This window comes from Nitrospirota bacterium (assembly GCA_016212215.1).
Taxonomy (GTDB): domain Bacteria; phylum Nitrospirota; class 9FT-COMBO-42-15; order HDB-SIOI813; family HDB-SIOI813; genus JACRGV01.
On record JACRGV010000008.1, the window covers coordinates 1 to 18,333 of the forward strand.

21 protein-coding genes are annotated in these 18,333 nt (G+C 42.0%); 13 read left to right on the plus strand and 8 right to left on the minus strand.

The window, feature by feature from the left end:
- Window positions 1-780 precede the first annotated feature (780 nt).
- The gene (locus HZA08_01040; protein MBI5192007.1) at window positions 781-1,140 is read right to left on the minus strand and encodes a helix-turn-helix transcriptional regulator; all 360 of its coding nucleotides are present in this window, start codon (window positions 1,138-1,140) and stop codon (window positions 781-783) included.
- A 198-nt stretch (window positions 1,141-1,338) separates the two neighbouring features.
- Between HZA08_01040 and HZA08_01045 the strand changes: the two genes are divergently transcribed.
- From HZA08_01045 to HZA08_01060, 4 genes are all read left to right on the plus strand, one after another.
- Window positions 1,339-1,764, plus strand: coding sequence for a hypothetical protein (locus tag HZA08_01045; GenBank protein ID MBI5192008.1), 426 nt, complete (start codon window positions 1,339-1,341; stop codon window positions 1,762-1,764).
- A gap of 139 nt (window positions 1,765-1,903) precedes the next feature.
- On the plus strand, window positions 1,904-2,560 hold the full coding sequence (locus HZA08_01050) for a DUF1566 domain-containing protein (GenBank protein ID MBI5192009.1): 657 nt from the start codon (window positions 1,904-1,906) through the stop codon (window positions 2,558-2,560).
- A gap of 24 nt (window positions 2,561-2,584) precedes the next feature.
- The gene (locus HZA08_01055) at window positions 2,585-3,415 is read left to right on the plus strand and encodes a hypothetical protein (protein ID MBI5192010.1); all 831 of its coding nucleotides are present in this window, start codon (window positions 2,585-2,587) and stop codon (window positions 3,413-3,415) included.
- Between the two features lie 49 nt (window positions 3,416-3,464).
- Window positions 3,465-3,980 carry a hypothetical protein gene (locus HZA08_01060; protein ID MBI5192011.1) on the plus strand — a complete coding sequence of 172 codons (516 nt, stop codon included), beginning with the start codon at window positions 3,465-3,467 and terminating at the stop codon, window positions 3,978-3,980.
- A gap of 339 nt (window positions 3,981-4,319) precedes the next feature.
- Here HZA08_01060 and HZA08_01065 read toward each other — a convergent pair whose 3' ends face one another.
- The 5 genes from HZA08_01065 to HZA08_01085 form a co-directional block, all read right to left on the minus strand.
- Complete coding sequence (locus HZA08_01065) at window positions 4,320-4,547, minus strand: hypothetical protein (protein ID MBI5192012.1); 228 nt, start codon at window positions 4,545-4,547, stop codon at window positions 4,320-4,322.
- The gene (locus tag HZA08_01070; GenBank protein MBI5192013.1) at window positions 4,540-4,737 is read right to left on the minus strand and encodes a hypothetical protein; all 198 of its coding nucleotides are present in this window, start codon (window positions 4,735-4,737) and stop codon (window positions 4,540-4,542) included. The genes HZA08_01065 and HZA08_01070 overlap by 8 nt, the downstream gene beginning before the upstream one ends.
- Before the next feature lie 102 nt (window positions 4,738-4,839).
- Window positions 4,840-6,189: a sigma-54-dependent Fis family transcriptional regulator gene (locus HZA08_01075; protein ID MBI5192014.1), complete on the minus strand. Its 1,350-nt coding sequence runs from the start codon at window positions 6,187-6,189 to the stop codon at window positions 4,840-4,842.
- Window positions 6,171-7,622 (minus strand): PAS domain-containing protein, encoded by a 1,452-nt coding sequence (locus HZA08_01080; protein ID MBI5192015.1) that lies wholly within the window; start codon window positions 7,620-7,622, stop codon window positions 6,171-6,173. The genes HZA08_01075 and HZA08_01080 overlap by 19 nt, the downstream gene beginning before the upstream one ends.
- Window positions 7,592-8,365, minus strand: a complete 774-nt coding sequence (locus HZA08_01085; GenBank protein ID MBI5192016.1) for a prepilin peptidase — start codon at window positions 8,363-8,365, stop codon at window positions 7,592-7,594. Before HZA08_01085 ends, HZA08_01080 begins: the two co-directional genes overlap by 31 nt.
- Before the next feature lie 188 nt (window positions 8,366-8,553).
- Here HZA08_01085 and HZA08_01090 point away from each other — a divergent pair, with 188 nt between their 5' ends.
- The 7 genes from HZA08_01090 (at window position 8,554) to HZA08_01120 (ending at window position 14,200) form a co-directional block, all read left to right on the plus strand.
- Window positions 8,554-9,561 (plus strand): NAD(P)-dependent glycerol-3-phosphate dehydrogenase, encoded by a 1,008-nt coding sequence (locus HZA08_01090; protein MBI5192017.1) that lies wholly within the window; start codon window positions 8,554-8,556, stop codon window positions 9,559-9,561.
- 112 nt (window positions 9,562-9,673) lie between these two features.
- Window positions 9,674-10,420: a nickel pincer cofactor biosynthesis protein LarB gene (gene larB, locus HZA08_01095; protein ID MBI5192018.1), complete on the plus strand. Its 747-nt coding sequence runs from the start codon at window positions 9,674-9,676 to the stop codon at window positions 10,418-10,420.
- A gap of 145 nt (window positions 10,421-10,565) precedes the next feature.
- Complete coding sequence (larC, locus tag HZA08_01100) at window positions 10,566-11,735, plus strand: nickel pincer cofactor biosynthesis protein LarC (protein MBI5192019.1); 1,170 nt, start codon at window positions 10,566-10,568, stop codon at window positions 11,733-11,735.
- On the plus strand, window positions 11,707-12,504 hold the full coding sequence (locus tag HZA08_01105) for a methyltransferase (GenBank protein MBI5192020.1): 798 nt from the start codon (window positions 11,707-11,709) through the stop codon (window positions 12,502-12,504). Before larC ends, HZA08_01105 begins: the two co-directional genes overlap by 29 nt.
- Before the next feature lie 332 nt (window positions 12,505-12,836).
- Window positions 12,837-13,076, plus strand: a complete 240-nt coding sequence (locus HZA08_01110; protein MBI5192021.1) for a sulfurtransferase TusA family protein — start codon at window positions 12,837-12,839, stop codon at window positions 13,074-13,076.
- A 17-nt stretch (window positions 13,077-13,093) separates the two neighbouring features.
- The gene (locus tag HZA08_01115; protein ID MBI5192022.1) at window positions 13,094-13,504 is read left to right on the plus strand and encodes a transcriptional repressor; all 411 of its coding nucleotides are present in this window, start codon (window positions 13,094-13,096) and stop codon (window positions 13,502-13,504) included.
- Window positions 13,505-13,606: 102 nt separating this feature from the next.
- Window positions 13,607-14,200 carry a superoxide dismutase gene (locus HZA08_01120; GenBank protein MBI5192023.1) on the plus strand — a complete coding sequence of 198 codons (594 nt, stop codon included), beginning with the start codon at window positions 13,607-13,609 and terminating at the stop codon, window positions 14,198-14,200.
- A 118-nt stretch (window positions 14,201-14,318) separates the two neighbouring features.
- Here HZA08_01120 and apbC read toward each other — a convergent pair whose 3' ends face one another.
- Entirely contained in the window at window positions 14,319-15,362 is a 1,044-nt protein-coding gene (gene apbC / locus HZA08_01125; GenBank protein ID MBI5192024.1) for an iron-sulfur cluster carrier protein ApbC, read from the minus strand.
- Window positions 15,363-15,696: 334 nt separating this feature from the next.
- Window positions 15,697-16,536 (minus strand): pantoate--beta-alanine ligase, encoded by an 840-nt coding sequence (locus HZA08_01130; GenBank protein ID MBI5192025.1) that lies wholly within the window; start codon window positions 16,534-16,536, stop codon window positions 15,697-15,699.
- Window positions 16,537-17,046: 510 nt separating this feature from the next.
- On the opposite strand from HZA08_01130, the gene HZA08_01135 reads away from it, so the two are divergent.
- Together HZA08_01135 and HZA08_01140 are read left to right on the plus strand one after the other, a co-directional pair.
- Window positions 17,047-17,565 carry a nitroreductase family protein gene (locus HZA08_01135; GenBank protein ID MBI5192026.1) on the plus strand — a complete coding sequence of 173 codons (519 nt, stop codon included), beginning with the start codon at window positions 17,047-17,049 and terminating at the stop codon, window positions 17,563-17,565.
- Between the two features lie 17 nt (window positions 17,566-17,582).
- Complete coding sequence (locus tag HZA08_01140) at window positions 17,583-18,017, plus strand: NUDIX hydrolase (protein ID MBI5192027.1); 435 nt, start codon at window positions 17,583-17,585, stop codon at window positions 18,015-18,017.
- Window positions 18,018-18,333: the final 316 nt, after the last annotated feature.

Genomic DNA, 18,333 nt, shown 5'->3' on the forward strand with positions numbered 1-18,333 from the left:
AAACAGAACAATACTCTGATGGGAATTAAAGAATAAAATACATGAAATATGAAAGGGGGAATTAAAGAATTAAACAGGACATAAATTATTACTTTTGGGGATATTTTCATTATCCCCTACAGTTGCCGCCGTGCGTCAGAATAATCTTATGTACAAGGGCATAACTTTCTGTTGACAGGAAAGTGCTTTTTGCCTACTATAACCTCAGAAACAAAGAGGATATATGAAAAAAGAAGAAGTCCTCAAGGAAATCGAGAATATAAAAAATCAGCTCATCACAAAATACAGACCGGGGAAAATTATTCTTTTTTGGTTCTGCAATATGGGGAAATGAAGAGATAAATGATATTGATATTTTCATTGTCAAAAAAGATGTCCCATATTACGGAGACGAAAGGATAAGAGAGTTATACCATTTAATGGAAACCGATCTCCCTGTTGATTACATTGTTTACAAACCAGAAGAGGTTAATGAACGTATTTCTCTGGATGACCCTTTTATAAACAAAATTCTTAGAAATGGTAAAGTTCTCTATGGTTAGCCCAAAAAATAAAAAACAATACCCCTTATAGTTTCAGAAAAGTTATCCCCTACATATAAATTATACTTGTTTAATATGGTGACCTTATACATTGTGGACTTCAGAAGTGGATTCTGCACACCTCTTTTTCTTATACTCTTCCCCAAACCAGAACAAGGCTATCCGGTATCTAACTATCTGTAATAACGCTCTTTATACCCCTATTTGTAAGCCGTTACAGCAGAATAGCTTAAAACAATTAGTCTCTTTTTGATTTTTTTACTGGTGGGGCAGGTAGAAATATCCGTCTGGCTAAATCAATAATAAGAAGTATGTCTTTTTTATTTCTCCCCTTCATAAGTTCCAGCAATTCTCTGGCAAGCAGATCATCTTCGTGAAATAATTGCTTTGAATCACTAAAAAACTCTCCGAATGTTATATTTAAAGCCTTGCAAATTTTATCAAGAGTGATGATTGTTGCAGTTCTCTGACCTCTCTCAATCTGACCAAGCCAACTGAGGTTTAACCCTGCTTTCTCAGCTAATTGAAACTGCGTCAGACCAGCTTTACTCCTGACATATTTAATCCTATTCCCTGCCCATTCTCTGATATTTTCCATAATCCTACCTTGATATAGGAAACAATGGAATGATGCCTAAAGTAAATACGGCTAAAGTAATCAATAGTATATTGTCTATAGTAATCAATTATGATAATATTCACTGGCTAATATGGATAGCTAATTGGATTTAAACGATAACATCGTGGGACGGTTTACAAATAATAGCTATAAATTTAGAAAGGAGATTACACGCCTATGAAGAAATTGGTCTTGTTTTTTTCAACATTAATCTTTTTCTTGAGTTATATGCCTCTGGGGTGCAGCAGTGGAAGCGGTAATAGTGACAATTCTAAGCCGCCATCTATTAATGTAACGGGTAATTGGTCTGGTTCATGGAATAGTGAAAATGGAATAAATGGAGGTACTGTATCATTATCTTTAAGCCAAAATGGTTCAGATATTAGTGGTACTATCACCATGGGAGGATCTCCATGTTTTTCTGTGGGGAATATTTCGGGGTCAGTTAGTGGAAATAATATTTCCAGTGGTGCTGTTTTTACAGGTAGTCTACGAGTAGATTTTGATGGCACTGCAGTGGGTAATGATATGAACGGAAGTTATGCTGTAATAAAAGGGGGAGCTTGTACTGGCGATTCAGGAACATGGATGGTTTCAAAGTAAACATTGTCCTGAGAAAATTAATCTTATTAAAAGAGAGGCTCTTGTTAAAGTAATTACTCCCGTGAAAATAAAATCCAGAGGTTTTGTAATACCTCGGAAAGGGTGGGAATACAAATAATACCTAAAGGAGGTATGAATAATGTCTACTCAACAAATCATATTAACAATCTTTATAACGTTATTCTTAAATATTACCCCTGCAACAGCCACATTAATTGATAGGGGTAGTGGGCTTATCTATGATACAGATATGAACATCACCTGGCTTCAGGATGCAAATTATGCCAAGACATCTGGCTATGATGCAGATGGAGTAATGACTTGGTTTGAGGCGGTAAATTATGCAGATAATCTTGTATATGCGGGTTATAATGATTGGCGACTCCCTGCGACTCTTCAACCTGATCCCACCTGTTCTAACCAGGATACAGGATGGGGAATTTCGTGGGGATTAGGATGCAAGGGAGGTGAGTTGGGGCATCTCTATTATATAGAACTATTAAACCCTGCAGGAGGACCATTGGTTAACACTGGCCCCTTTATTAACATGTTCCTCGTGACTGACTGGACAGAAACGGACGTTATTCGAGGCGATCCTAATGATGCATGGTGCTTCGGTGTCGACATTGGTGGACAAGGAGCGTGTCCCAAAAATACTTATGGCCGTGCTTGGGCTGTACGTAACGGTGATTCCCATCCAGTCGCTGAACCCAATACACTACTACTTCTAGCCTCTGGACTGGCATGTCTTGTTGCATGGAAAAGAAAACAGAAACGTAATCTTGATAACTTATGAACCCAAATCTAAATTCTGGATGAAATGATGAAGTATATAATGGTAACAAAATTTGATAATCACTGGATAAACTTGCAGAATACTAAATATAAAACAGGAATGTTGAAGAATGGAATGAATGAAGAAAAACTTCGAGATAATACAGATACAATATTTATAAAAAGAGATAAGAATAATAGAATTGTGTCAACGTTGGAGGGGAAAGTCTCTGATATTTGCATAATTCAGAATAATATGGGTGAAAAAAGTATATCCTTCAGTGTTAAACTGGATAATAAGATTGACTGTCCTGACAGATATCTTGATTATGGGCCAGGCTGGTATCTTGAAAATGTGGAGAATTATCATAATGTAAGTAATGAACCGGAAAAGATTTTTGACCCTGCATTTTTTGATGTTCTGATTAGACCCAATGATTGGAAGGAATTTGAAAAGTATATTTACTATCTCATCAGGTGTCTTGGAATTCATATTGTACATAAATTTGCTCCCCAAGATCAGCGAGGTAAAGCAGATGGTTTTTTCAGATTCAAAAATGTTGCTGTACTATATGATTGCACTCTTGACACTGATTTTCGTAATAGAAAGGAAGAACAGATTAAAAACTTTTGTAACCGCCTAAGGGAAGGAATCATAACGTTTGGTCAAGAATTACAAGATATTCATAACTGTTACAAAAGTGTCTGGATAATTACGAATAGTCAAAACCACAGCCTTATTCAAAGAAGAGATGAAATAACGATAGTTGAGGTTCCTGTTAAAAAGATTATAGATTTATACAGGAATAGGCTTAACAGAAACCTCGATGAAGGTGCATTTGAAGGGGAGCTAAGAAAGCTGTCAATGTTTCAATAATACCGTTTGATTAGTATAGGATCGTTAAGCTCTAACTTAATAAACCAACATGCCTGATAGAAAAGTATTTAAAGTCCACACTGACAATTTTCAGAGATTAGCAGCATGTATTCTATATGGCATGTATGGAATTACTAATGATGCTTTTACCTATTCGCTTCCACGGGAGCTTTCACTCATAAATACTGGTGATATTGTTTTTATCAGTGAGAGAGAAACATCAAATAATACCCTGTTTGGTCCCTTATACGTTGTAGAAAATAGAAGAGGGGTCATTGCAAGAAGTAAACGAGGAGCATGGATTAATATAGATATAAATAGAAGTTCTCAATCAGAGCTGGCATATTGGGTTGAATTGGAAGGCCGGCATTGGTGCCTTTTGTTTGACAAGACATTGTTAGATAAGATTTCTGTAGTATGGCCACAAAACTGGATAGAACTTAATGTTGAACTTCCTTCATGGGGATTGATTATAGAACCCAATGCCTCAAGGCTGATTGATTTTGCCTTAAATAATGAATTAGATTCAAAAAAATTTCTAAGAGAACATGGAATCTTTCGTTAATTCTGAGACATGATGATGCATTGGCAGAATACCATTACAAAATGATTGCCGGTCATCTCATTTCATTAGATATTGAGGGACTTTCTCTCCTGCTGTATATGGGAACACCAATTATTACGGTTTTGACACTCCATTACGCTCATCAATAACTTAAACAAACATTACCTTAAAATTAAAAACTTCTTGTATCGGCAGAAAATCTTTCTTATTTTTTGTAAAAAGAATAGCCCCCATGCTCCTCACTGAAGCTGTAATTAAGCAGTCGTTTGTAATCGAAGCAGATTTTTTGATGTTATATCCTTTTGCAGCCTGAAGTTTAGAAATGATCTCACCGGCCTTTTAATAATCAGTTAATGAAGGAACCAGAACCCGACCAACCTGTTTAAAACAATCAAAGAGTTCAGTTATAGCACTTAAAGCTTGCTTTGTGTGTACACCGGCCCTGAGTTCCATTAATACTATGGAAGAAAGATATACTGTACCGCTTGAAAGAAAAATTTCTCTATATAAATCCGGACTGGAAAAGCGGTCTATAAAGATATTTGTATCTATAACCTTTTTAATCATAAACTTTTTTTATCTTTGTCCCTTTGTATTTTTCAAAGATGCTTTCAATCTCAATCTTACCTGCTGCCATATCCAATGCCTTCTTTATTGCTTCAACATTATCTTTAACTCCGAACCCCTTCCTAACCTTGTCAATATCACTCTTTTTAACGTCTATATGTTCTATTCTTACAACATTTGCCTTTGACATTGATAACCTCCTCCTTACCTATTTTCCCTATTGGAATTTGCTTTTCCTATGACAGAATATCAGGATGAGTTTTTACAGTCAATGGCGGGGTTACATCCCCACCTACTCTATCCCGTAATCCTTTATCTTTGTCAGCAGTGTCTTATAGCTTACTTTGAGGAATTCTGCGGCTTTGGTCTTGTTGCCTTGGGTCAGATCTAAGGCGGCTTTGATGGCGCGGGTTTCTGCGGAACGGGTGGCGGCAGCGGCTATTTCGGAGAGGCCCTCTTTCGAGATTGTGGAGATTCTGTTTTTTGTATCCGTCAGTCCCAGGTGTTCAGGCAATATTACATTGCCGTCGCACAGGATAACTGCCCTTTCAATACAATTCTCAAGCTCACGGACGTTTCCCTTCCACTGCTGATTAATCAGTATCTCCATTGCCGGGTCTGAAATATCGTGTACCTGTTTTTTAAGCTCTTTGTTGTAAATAGAAATAAAATGATATGTAAGCAGGGGTATGTCTTCCTGTCTCTCACGGAGCGGCGGCAGTACAATGGGGAATACTTTCAGGCGGTAAAACAGGTCCTCTCTGAAGGTCTTTTCCCTTATTGCATCTTCAAGGTCTCTGTTGCTTGCCGCTATTATCCTTGCGTCAATGTGGATCTTCTTACCCCCGCCGACTCGTTCTATCTCCTCCCCCTGAAGGAATCTGAGGAGCTTTGCCTGTAGTCCCAGTTCCATTTCTCCTATCTCATCAAGGAATATAGTTCCCCTGTTTGCAAGTTCAAATTTGCCGATCCTCTTATCCGTTGCACCTGTAAATGCCCCCTTTTCATGACCGAACAGTTCACTCTCAAGAAGCTCTTTCGGGATGGCAGCACAGTTTATTGCTGTGAACGGGCCGTCTTTATAGGTGCTCAAACGGTGTATCGTCTTTGCAAACAACTCTTTCCCTGTGCCGCTCTCTCCTGCCAGTAGTACGGTTGCCTTGCTTGATGCAACCTTCCGTGCCAGATTCATTGCCTCTGAAAATTTCGGGCTGTTACCTATCAGTATGGGTGCGGTTCTGTCTTTATCTTCTTTAAGCAGGATATTCTCTGTCAGCAGGCGCTGTTTCTCTAATGCCCTGCTGATTAATAACAGAAGATGGTCTGTGTCAAAGGGCTTTGTAATAAAATCATAGGCCCCGCCCTTTACAGCCCGGACAGCATCCTCAACCGTACCGAATGCAGTCATTATAATTACAGGGATAAAAGGTGATTGTTCCCTCACTGCCGATAGTACATCAAATCCGGTACCGGATGGAAGCCGCAAGTCACTCAGGACAAGGTCAAGGGTCTCCCTCTGAATCTTCTCAATACCTTCACGGGTATTATTGGATACAATGACCTTGTGCCCCTCCATCGCAAGAGTCTGAAGGAGCATCTTTGCCATTGTTATATTGTCTTCTACTATAAGGATTGAAGCCATGGTAAATATATCCTGAAAGTTGTTCCTATACCTTCCCTGCTGTCTGCCTTAATGTTACCGCCGTGCGTAAGAATAATCTTATGTACAAGGGCAAGCCCCATACCTGTACCGCGTGATTTTGTTGTAAAGAACGGGAGGAAAATCCGATCAAGATTCTCTTCAGATATGCCTGCCCCTGTATCTGAGATAAAAATCTCAACACCCTCACGCAACTCTGTTTGTATGCCTTCTGCAGAAGGGAGAAATGACTCTGCCCTGTAGTCCTTAACATCAACCATGAGACTCCCGCCTTCCGGCATTGCCTCAACTGCGTTCTGTATTACATTCTGTAATGCCTGACGGATCAACACCTCATCAACAAATATCTGCATATAAGCAGGCACATTCAATTTCACTTCTATTTTAGCCTCCGGTTTAATATCCTGTATCCTTCCGATAGCGGTTTCAATGGCTGTTCTGATTATTTTTATAAGGTCTACCTTTGATAGAGAAAGAGAGACAGGTTTTCCGTAATTTAATAATTCTTTTATGATCAAATCCATCGAATTAATTTCAGATGTAATGGTAGACAGGATCTCCTTTGATGGCTGTTCATCTGAGAATACCCCCCCCATGCCCCCCCTTAAACTAAGGGGGGGATTATCGTTCTCCTTTGTGAGCCCATGGCTCTTGAACTGGTCATCCTGATTCTGTTTTGAGAGGAGTTTCACATAGCCTGCTATCGTTCCCATTGAGTTGCGCAATTCATGGGCAATCCCTGCGGACATCTCTCCGAGCATAGCAAGGCGTTTTTTAAGTTCACCCTGCTCTTTCAGCATCTTTATCTCAGTCAGGTCGGTCAAAACAATTATCAATCCAATCATCTTCCCTTCCCTGTCTTTTAAAGGTGATATTGAAAGACCGACCCAGATGTTAGACATCTTCTCTCTTTCAATTTCAATCTCTTGTCTCAATAAGGGCCTGCCGGACAACATGGCATTATTGATCAGCCTGCATAGTATATTATCAGAACCGAAGACATCATTACATGTTAAACCGATCACTTCTCCCCTCGTCCTTCTCAGAATCCTTTCTGCGGCCTGATTAAAGGTTGTAATCATACTATCCATGTTGAATGTTATAACACCGCTGCCGACACAGCGTAAAATATCCTCATTATAGCTTTCTGCAACTGATGCCCGATCTTCTGCTTCACCGCGAAGCCTTTCCAGCTCATCCTCTTTTTCCTTCAACTTAGTGATGAGGTCACTAAAGGTATCTATCACAAACTCCACCTTCTCCTTTTTTATAGAGGTATCCGGCTGAAAATCATGTTCAAGAAGATCTTTGCGTGTACGAAATAATACCTTGAGAATTAAATAGAGGGCAATAGCCGATGCTATAATGCCTGCCCCAAAAGCTATTAATAATGTAAGGTGATCCCCAGATACCATTCTATTATTGCCTCACTGAAAAACATGCTTATCATCCCGCCTAATGCTAAGAATGGGCCGAACGGGATTTGGTACTTTCTATCTTTGCCGAAGAATATCATCATAAATATTCCAACAATAGACCCTATAAGAGAAGCCAGCATTATTGTGACAATAACATCCCTCCACCCTAAGAAGGCGCCAATCATTGCAATGAGCTTAACGTCACCGCCTCCCATGCCTTCACGATTTAGAATTACAAGACTTCCTACGCTGACAATATAAAATAAACCACCGCCTATGAGCAGACCTACTAACGAGCTTTTGAAACCAGTAGAAAGAATAAGGCTGCTGCTTATAAGTCCTAAAATTATTCCAGGAATAGTAATAATATCAGGCAGTATCTTATAATAAAGGTCAATAACACTTAACACAACAAGTGATGAGAAGAATATTGCATAGATGATGAACGTAGGCGATAGCCCGAATTCCCTGAATAAGAAGATATACCCGACAGCATTAAATATCTCAACCGAAACATACTGAACGGATATTGGAGTCCTGCAGGTTCTGCATCTCCCGCCAAGGATTATAAAGCTCAAGACAGGAATATTATCATAGAACCTTATCGGGGTATTGCAAACAGGGCAATGAGAAGGCGGCGATACAATAGACTGTTCCAGCGGCAGCCTGTATATGCAGACATTAAGAAAACTCCCTATGCTTGCCCCGATCATAAAAATGAAGAGATAGAATAGGGTCATAAAAATTTATATTGCCTTTGCTTGACATACATCATCAATGAATTATAATCATGGCTGCAAAATCATGCAAGCAATATTAAAAACCCCACCCTCACCTTAATCCTCTCACTGAGGGAGAGGAAATTCCTTTGTAGTTATCGGGGGGCTGGGATGGGGTTGTTTCGAGCAAAAAGGGGAAAGGTATTTTCATGAATTCTAAAATAACAGTTCTGGGTGCAGGAAGCTGGGGGACGACACTGGCGATACTACTGGCTGAAAGTAATAATGATGTGGTTCTGTGGGCGTATGAAAGAGAGCTTGTTGAAATTATAAAAACAAAGAGAGAAAATACACTATATCTGCCGGGATATAAAATACCTGAGAATATTTATCCCACAAACTCACTTAAAGAGGCTGTTGAATCCTGTTACATTATTGTTTCTGTAGTCCCGTCACATGTAGTGAAAGATGTGTTTACATCAATCAAAGGATCCTTCCAGGATGTGCCTGTTATCAGTGCAACTAAGGGTATTACTATTGATTCACTACAGACTGTGTCACAGGTTCTTAAAGATATACTCCCTGAATCTACTTATGGAAAGTTTGCTGTCCTCTCAGGGCCGAGTTTTGCAAAAGAGGTTGTAAAAAGACTGCCTACTGCCATAACCATAGCCGGCTTTGATGAAGCCCTTGTGAAGGAGCTGCAAAAGGTTTTTGCCCGTCACTATTTTCGTGTGTATACTAACATGGATGTAATAGGAGTAGAAATGGGCGGGTCATTAAAAAATATTATGGCCATTGCAACAGGTTGTTCAGACGGGCTTGGCTTCGGTCATAATACACGGGCGGCCCTGATTACACGGGGGCTTGCAGAGATTAAAAGGCTTGGAATGGCTATGGGTGCTAATCCTGCTACATTTTACGGACTATCAGGACTTGGAGATTTAGTCCTTACATGTACCGGGGAATTAAGCAGGAACAGGACACTGGGATATAAGGTAGGACAGGGGATGAAACTAAGTGAAATATTAGCAGAGATGTCCGGTCACGGTATGGTTGCAGAAGGCGTCAGGACAGCCAAAGCCGCATTAGAACTGTCAAAGATACATAACATACCGATGCCGATTACGCAGGAGGTTTACAATCTTCTGTACGAAGGCAAGGATGTACAGCAGGTAGTGCATGATTTAATGATGAGGGAGATGAAGGAGGAGTGAGCGGGGGGAGAGGTAAGAAGGCAGAAGTAAGAAGCAAGAAGTTAGAAGTAAGAAAAAAGAAAATTCCCTCCCCTTCAAGGGGAGGGTTAGGGTGGGGATGGGGTTATAATCTATGAAGCCTGATCAGATAAAGAATATACTCAAAGCTGTCAGAGACAATAAGCTCGATGTTGAAAAGGCTATGGACAGGCTTAAACACCTTCCTTATGAGAACCTTGATTTTGCCCGCATAGACCATCACAGGCACCTGCGTCAGGGTATGCCTGAGGTAATCTACTGTGAGGGGAAGACGGTTGAACAGGTTGTAAAGATTACAGAACGTATCCTTGATAAGAATGGGGATATTATTGCAACAAGGGCGGAGGTTCAAATATATGAGGCTTTGAAGGCTATTGACAAAAGGGCTTTATATAATTCATCCGGAAGGGTGGTCACTATCTTACACAGGAAGAAAAAGGAGACAAAAGGTGAAGTCCTTGTGATGACAGCCGGGACATCTGACATGCCTGTATCAGAAGAGGCCCACACTGTACTTAAAGCACTCGGCAGTAAGGTAAATACCCTATATGACGTTGGGGTAGCAGGCATCCACCGTCTGCTTGATAATCAGGAGGCACTCAGGTCAGCACGTGTAATTATTGTTGTTGCCGGTATGGATGGGGCGCTGGCAAGCGTGGTAGGCGGACTTTCCCCCCAGCCGGTTATTGCAGTACCGACAAGCAGCGGCTATGGCGCAAGTTTTGGCGGATTAGCCGCACTCCTGACAATGCTGAATAGCTGTGCCGCCGGCGTAGCAGTAATGAATATAGATAACGGATTCGGTGCGGCATGTTTAGCACATAAGATAAACACGTTATAAAGATTGCCTATTACATGTGTTTCTGGATTCCATCCCGAAAGACAATAAAATGGCAATGAAAATCAGCGGGACAGGAATGTCCCGCCTATCCTCAATCTATGTGTGGATAGGCGGGGTTTTCTTACCCCGCCGTAGGGATTTGCGTATGAAAACAGCCTACTTTGACTGCTTCTCCGGTATAAGCGGAGATATGATATTGGGGGCGATGTTGGATGCCGGGGCCTCTTTGGATAAACTCAGAGAGGGGTTGGCATGTCTTAATCTCGATGGCTTTACTGTCTCCGCATCTACTGTGCTTAAAAAGGGGATAAAGGCCACAAAGGCAGATGTTATTATAGAATCTCCTGACCTACCTGACAGGCCGTTGAAAAACATCCGTCAAATAATCAATGACAGTACACTTGATGCTGATATAAAAAACAGGAGCCTCTACATCCTACAGAGGCTCGCTGAGGCAGAGGCGGTTGTTCATAACTGTGCTGTTGAAGATGTCCACTTTCATGAAGTAGGTCACATTGATACTATCGTTGATATTGTCGGCTCTGTTATATGTCTTCAGTTGTTGGGCATAGAAAAGGTTATTGCATCTCCAATAGACACAGGAGGCGGTCATGTGAAAATCGCCCACGGTACATTTTCTATTCCTGCCCCTGCTGTAGCTGAACTATTAAAAGGGGTACCAGTATATTCAAGTGGTGTACAACGGGAGCTTACTACTCCAACAGGGGCGGCAATAATTACAACAATAGCCTCCTCATTCGGCCCGCTCCCTCAAATGAAACTGCTATCAACCGGATATGGCGCAGGCGGATGGGACCTCAGTGAAAAGGCAAACATCCTCAGGGTATTTATTGGAGAAGATCAATATAGTAATGAAGAAGATGAGGTCTTAGTTATAGAAACAAACATTGATGACATGAATCCGCAGATATACGAATATGTAATTGAAAAACTTCTTCAGGCAGGCGCCCTTGATGTCTATTTAACTCAAACCATAATGAAAAAGAGCAGACCGGGACATTTACTTAGTATTATTGCCGGGCTTGATAAACTGGATATTATAAAACAAATAATCTTTCAGGAGACAACAACAATCGGCATAAGGATTAGCAAGACAGGCCGTTCAACTCTTAAAAGGGAAATAAAAGAAATAGAGCTTCCACAAGGCAGGGTACGGGTAAAGGTATCAGGCAGTTCTGAGAGTATAATAAACATCGTCCCTGAATATGAAGATTGCAAGCGCCTTGCCCATGAAACCGGCCTGCCGCTCAAGGATATAATTGAACTTGCAAAGAGATATGCTGAAGGGGGATGAAAATGAGTGGGACAAGAATGTCCCACCTATCCTTAATCTCAATGACCACGAAAATTCCCTCCCCTTCAAGGGGAGGGTTAGGGTGGGGATGGGGTTAAATCCCGAGGAAACCCTCGAACAAATGGAAGATGTTAAGATAATCCAGAAGAAAGACGGCTATCGTTTTAACACAGACTCAATCCTCCTCTCCAAACTTTCCTCCCCTAAAAAATATTCAAAAGTATTAGAGCTTGGTACCGGCTGTGGAGTTGTGTCTCTTCTCCTATATAGGAAGGCGCCGACTATCCATATTACGGCTGTGGAATTACAGAAGGATCTGGCTGAACTGGCAGAGCGTAATGTGGTCCTCAATAACCTGACATCCCATATTTCAATACTCCATAAAGATATAAAAGAACTCCCCAAATTATTTCCATCCGCACATTTTGATCACATTATAACCAATCCTCCTTACAGAACCCCATCATCCGGCCGCACCGGCGCTCACAAAGGAAAGGCCATATCAAATAAGGAGCTTACCATAAGCCTCAGAGAAATAATGAAGGTCAGCCGGTATCTGCTAAAGATGAAAGGTAGGTTCAGCATCATTTATCCTGTAGAGCGGTTGGCAGACCTCATTATCGAAATGCGTACACACAGGATAGAACCAAAAGAAATCCATCTAATAAACGCCGGCAATCCCGATAAAATACGCTTTGCATGGATTGAAGGGGCAAGGGAAGGAAAGCCCGGAATGAAATGCCGGATAATTGAATACGGCCGCAGGTAAAGTATTGAATGCAACAACTTCATCCGAAAATCAACCCCATCCCCACCCTACCCCTCCCCTTGAAGGGGAGGGAATCAACGTAGCCCCCTCTCCCTCAGGGAGAGCTGCAATTAAATTCCTACCAAATTCCTCCCCCCTCTTTTGCGGGGGGAGGCAGGAGGGGGGATCAGGGTGAGGGTGGGGTTTTCATTCCCCTTTGAGAGTCTCGGATCATGTGTATTCTTAAAAAGATTTAAAAATATTATTTTTTTGTTGACAAACAGGTGTGTTTTATCGTATAAATTATTTATCAGTAATTATTACTATTATCAAAAAGGAGGTGAAATGGTAAGATGGGTGTCCCGTCAAAGATTGATGTAACGCTAAATACTGTCGGACAACTATGTCCTATGCCCATAATATTGACTTCAAAGAAGATGAAAGAGATGCAGAGCGGTGATGTGCTTGAAGTCCTCTCGGATGATGCCGGTATTAAAAAGGATATGCCTGCATGGTGTTCCTCAACCAGGAATGAATATATCGGTCTTGTTGAAGAAGGGAATGTATTTAAGGTATACGTACGTAAGGCATGACTGAAAGGGGCTGAAAAATGCAACGACGGTCAAAACAAAGAGAGACTATACTTGAGGTACTTAGGGGAACAAAGACCCATCCATCTGCTGAATGGGTTTACAAAGAAGTTAAAAAGGTAATCCCTAACATCAGTCTGGGGACAGTATACAGAAATCTGAAGTTATTACACTCAAAGGGAGAGATAATTGAAATAGCATGCAGTGGTGAAGAAGGCAGGTTTGATGGTAATCCTGACCTTCACTATCACATAACATGTATTAAGTGCGGAAAAATCGGAGATGTAGAAGACTTCGTATTAAAAGAGATAGAGGGAATCGTTGCAGAAACTACAGGGTTTAAGATTCTTAATCACTGTGTGGGGTTTACCGGTATATGTCCGGAGTGTAAGGAGAACAGTAAGAAGTTAGAGGCAAGAAGCAAGATGTAAGATGTAACAATAACCATAAGGCATTCTTAGGGATGCCTGCTTATGGAGACTTATGGAGCAGTTTAAGTTTCTGTAAGCTTTTTTAGAAAGGGAGGTGCTGATATGTCACATGAGATAAAGAAGTTTGAGATGGGGAAGTTAGAAGGATTGTCTGAAAATCAGATCTCACAGCACAAGGATATTCTTTATGTAGGATATGTAAACAAGTTAAATGAGATCGAGGACAGGCTGGGAACAGCAGACAGGACCAAGGCCAATCAGATATACAGCGAATACCGCGCCCTCAAGGCAGATGAGACTTTTGCATTAAACGGTGTGGTACTGCATGAACTCTACTTTGATAATCTTGGCGGCAGCGGAGGCAATCCTACAGGTAAGATTGCAGATCTGATAAACCGTGACTTTGGTTCTGCAGAAAAGTGGATTGAGGATTTTAAGGCGTGCGGAATGGCTGTGAGAGGATGGGTAATGCTGGCCTACAGCTTCTATGACGGTAGACTCCACAATTACGGTGCAGATGCCCATCACAACAACTATCCTGCATTAGCATGGCCCCTGCTTGTCATGGATGTTTACGAACATGCCTACACCATTGACTACGGAGTAAAGAGACCGCCATATATTGAAACATTTATGAAGAATATCAATTGGGATGCAGCAAACAGGAGACTGGAAAGGATTTCAAAGATAGCGTAGGGAAACAAAGGAGGGGGACAGATTGAATATCTGTCCCCTACTTCATTCTGTTTTCTTACCGCTTCCTTCTTACATCTTACGTCTTACCTCTAACTTCTTGCTTCTAACTTCTAACATCTCATCTTCCCAAAGTACTTATCCCCGCTGCTAACTTCTCTGCAATCTCTATAAATATCTTACTCTGTGGAGAATCAGGCGCGTCAATCACTACTGGCTTGCCTGCATCTCCTCCAACCCTTGTCTTTAAGTCTAACGGAAGTTCTCCAAGAAATGGGACTTCCCACTTCTTTGATGCTGTCTCTCCGCCCCCATGACTGAATATCTCTGTCTTTTCGCCGCAATGGGGACAAGAGAAATAGCTCATATTCTCGATAATACCGAGAATCGGCACATTTAACTTCTTAAACATTGAGATACCTCTCACAACATCAAGCAGTGCAACGTCCTGCGGGGTAGTTACGATTACTGCCCCTGTGAGCGGCACTTTCTGTGCAAGGGTCAACTGGACATCCCCTGTGCCGGGAGGAAGGTCCATTAAAAGGTAATCAAGCTCTCCCCATGCAACATCAGTAATGAGCTGTTCAACCGCCTTCATAACCATAGGCCCCCGCCATATCAAAGGCGTATCTTCAGAGATCAGAAAACCAAGAGACATAAGCCGGATGCCGTATTTATCTATTGGTATAAGCTTTTGATCCTTTAACTGGGGCTGTTCCTTCACACCCATCATTATAGGAATACTCGGACCATATATGTCAGTATCAAGCAAGCCAACCCTTGCCCCTGTGGCAGCAAGCGCTGTGGCAAGCCCTACACAAACAGTAGATTTTCCTACACCTCCCTTACCACTGGCAATTGCAATAATATTTTTAACACCCGGAAGTACCTCTTCATTCCCTTCCATCCTGTGGGAAGCTACTTTAGAAGTAACCTCAACATTCACTTCACTTACACCGCTAATCCCTTTTACCGCATTCTCAGCAGATGCCTTTAACTGTTCCTTCAAAGGACAGGCTGGGGTAGTAAGCTCAAGAATAAAAGAAACCCTTCTCCCTTCTATATTCAGGTCTTTGATAAATCCAAGTGAAACCACATCCTGCTTTAAATCAGGGTCTATAACAACCCTTAGTGCACTCAGTACATCCTCTATAGATATTCCCATAAGTCCCCCCTCCTGTTAATGAATTTAATAAAGTTCATCCGAAAATCTCCATAGCTCACCCTCCCCCTAACCCCCTCCCGTCAAGGGAGGGGGAATAATCTCAGACTCCCTCTCCCCTGGCGGGAGAGGGTCCGGGTGAGGGGGCCTCATTTTCATCATCCTTTGTGAGCCGAAGGCTCATGTCGGTTTATCCCGATATCTTTCCGGCGAGGTTGAAAAACCCCGCCTATCCATGAATAAATTGAGGATAGGCGGGACATTCTTGTCCCGCTGATTTTATCTATGATTTAACTACAATATTGATATCAGCATCAATGATATTTGTCATAGCAAATCACAAAATAATATTATCAATCAGCCTTGTCTTTCCTGTTCTTGCTGCAAGGGCTATGACAGTGCCTTCACCGGCTTCCTGTTCTTCCTGAAGTGTTTCTGGGTCGGCAATAACAATGTACTCAGGAATTACTAAAGACTCGCCTGCAATCATCGCGTGCATTTCCTTTTTTAAAATGTCAGCAGACCTCTCCCCTCCCTCAAACATCTCTGCTGCTTTTCTCAGTGAACGGTAAAGTACGGCTGCGGCCTTCCTTTCGTCCTGATTCAGGTACTTATTCCTTGAGCTCATGGCAAGCCCGTCTTCCTCACGGACTGTCGGCAGAACTACCACATCCACGCCTGTATTCAGATCATCAGACATCCTTCTCAGAACTACTGTCTGCTGAAAATCCTTCTGCCCGAAAAATGCCTTATGCGGTCTTACAATATTGAATAGTTTCAATACTACAGTTGCAACACCCCTAAAGTGTATGGGTCTCGTCTCACCACACATAATATGGGAAATGCCTTCCACTTCAACAAAAGTCCTGAACCCATCCGGAAATATAGCAGAGGCAGAAGGGAGAAAGAGTGTATCTATCCCAACTGTTTCCAACTTTTTCTTGTCGCCCTCCACGTCTCTCGGATATTCCGTAAAATCCTCCTTTGGACCGAACTGAGTTGGATTCACAAATATGGAGACAATCACAATGTCAGTTTCCCTTTTCGCATATTCCATAAGGCTTAAATGACCTTCATGAAGTGCCCCCATTGTGGGAATAAGGCCGATGGTCACCCCTTCACGGCGAAGCTCTATTACATAGCTATTCATCTCACTAATGTCTTGTATAGTATTCATACGAGTTCCCTTCAGGCGGGGTAAGAAAACCCCGCCTATCCACTTCTACAAGGATAGGCGGGACATTCCTGTCCCGCTGATTTTCATGCCACTTTGTGAGCGCCCCGCTCATGACGGTTCATCCGAAAATCTCCATAGCTCACCCTCCCCCTAACCCCCTCCCGTCAAGGGAGGGGGAAAAAACTTAGCAGCCCTCTCCCCTGGCGGGAGAGCTGCAATTAAATTCCTACCAAATTCCTCCCCCCTCCTTTGCGGGGGGAGGCAGGAGGGGGGCTCCGGGTGAGGGAGCCTCATTTTCATCATCCTTTGTGCCCCGGGGGGCATGAGGGTTCATCCGAAAATCCTCAAGTTATCCATAATGGATAGTATATATGTGCCATTAAAATAACATATCTTAATAAGGCAAGGCAATATAATAACAGGAGCTAAAATTGAGAAACCCTTGCCATACTCTCCTGCATTTGCTAATATCAGCCTGCATAACCAAATATCAGGAGACTAATAAAGTAAATGGATTTTTTTGAAGTTATTGATAATCGCCGATCAATCAGGGCCTTTCTGGATAAGCCATTAGAGGATGATAAGGTCAAGACAATACTTGAGTCAGCAAATGCAGCACCTTCTGCCGGTGACCTGCAGGCAGTTGAGATATTCCTTATACATTCTGAGGAAAAACTTAGAAATCTGGCACATGCAGCATTAGGTCAGTATTTCATTGCAGAGGCGCCGCTTGCCCTTGTATTCTGTGCCCATCCGGCAAGGTCACTTATCAAATACGGAATGAGGGGGGCTGAATTATATTGTGTGCAGGATGCTACTATCTCTTGTGCTTATGCACAATTAGCCGCAACTGCACTTGACCTCGGCAGTGTATGGGTAGGCGCTTTTGAGGATGATTTAGTTAATAACATAATCGGTGCATCAGACAATCTGAGGCCGATAGCAATTCTTTCTATCGGATACCCGGCTGAAACTCCTCCATCCACACCAAGTAGAGGAATAAGAAGCCTTGTCCATGATGTAACATAACCAGGAAATAAAATTCAATGCGATACTCTACATGCCCTAAATGCGGCACATCAATCCAACCCAAAAATCCATTCCCCACTGTAGACATTATTATAGAACTCGATAATAAGGGGATTGTCTTAATCAAACGGAGAAACCCTCCTTACGGCTGGGCCATACCTGGCGGATTTGTTGATTATGGTGAAACCCTCGAAGAAGCCGCAGTAAGGGAAGCACTTGAGGAAACGTCTCTCAAGGTTGAGCTTGTCCGGCAGTTTCATATATACTCTGCACCTGACCGTGACCCTCGACAGCATACCATAGCAACAGTCTTTATTGGACGAGCTCAAGGAACTCCGGTAGCCGCAGATGATGCCAAAGAGGTTGGGATATACACAAAGGACGACCTGCCGATAGAACTTGCCTTTGACCACAGAAGAATACTGGATGATTATGTCAGTAAACTATATTAAGTTATCCCTATTATATTACCCACAATTCCCATATTATATCGTTTCACTTCATACCTTTATTTTGGTATAGCACCTTTTAAGGCTGATATAGCTTACATTATTTACTCGAAAATGCCCTCCGGCGGGGTAAGAAAACCCCGCCTATCCATTTCTATGAGGATAGGCGGGACATTCTTGTCCCGCTGATTTTCATGCCCCTTTGTGAACCCTCGGTTCATGGGAGTTCATCCGAAAATGACCCCAAGTAAGCAGTAAGCGGTAAGCAGTTAGCAGATAAAGACTGCCTTTCCTGTTTACTGCTCACTGCTTACTGTTT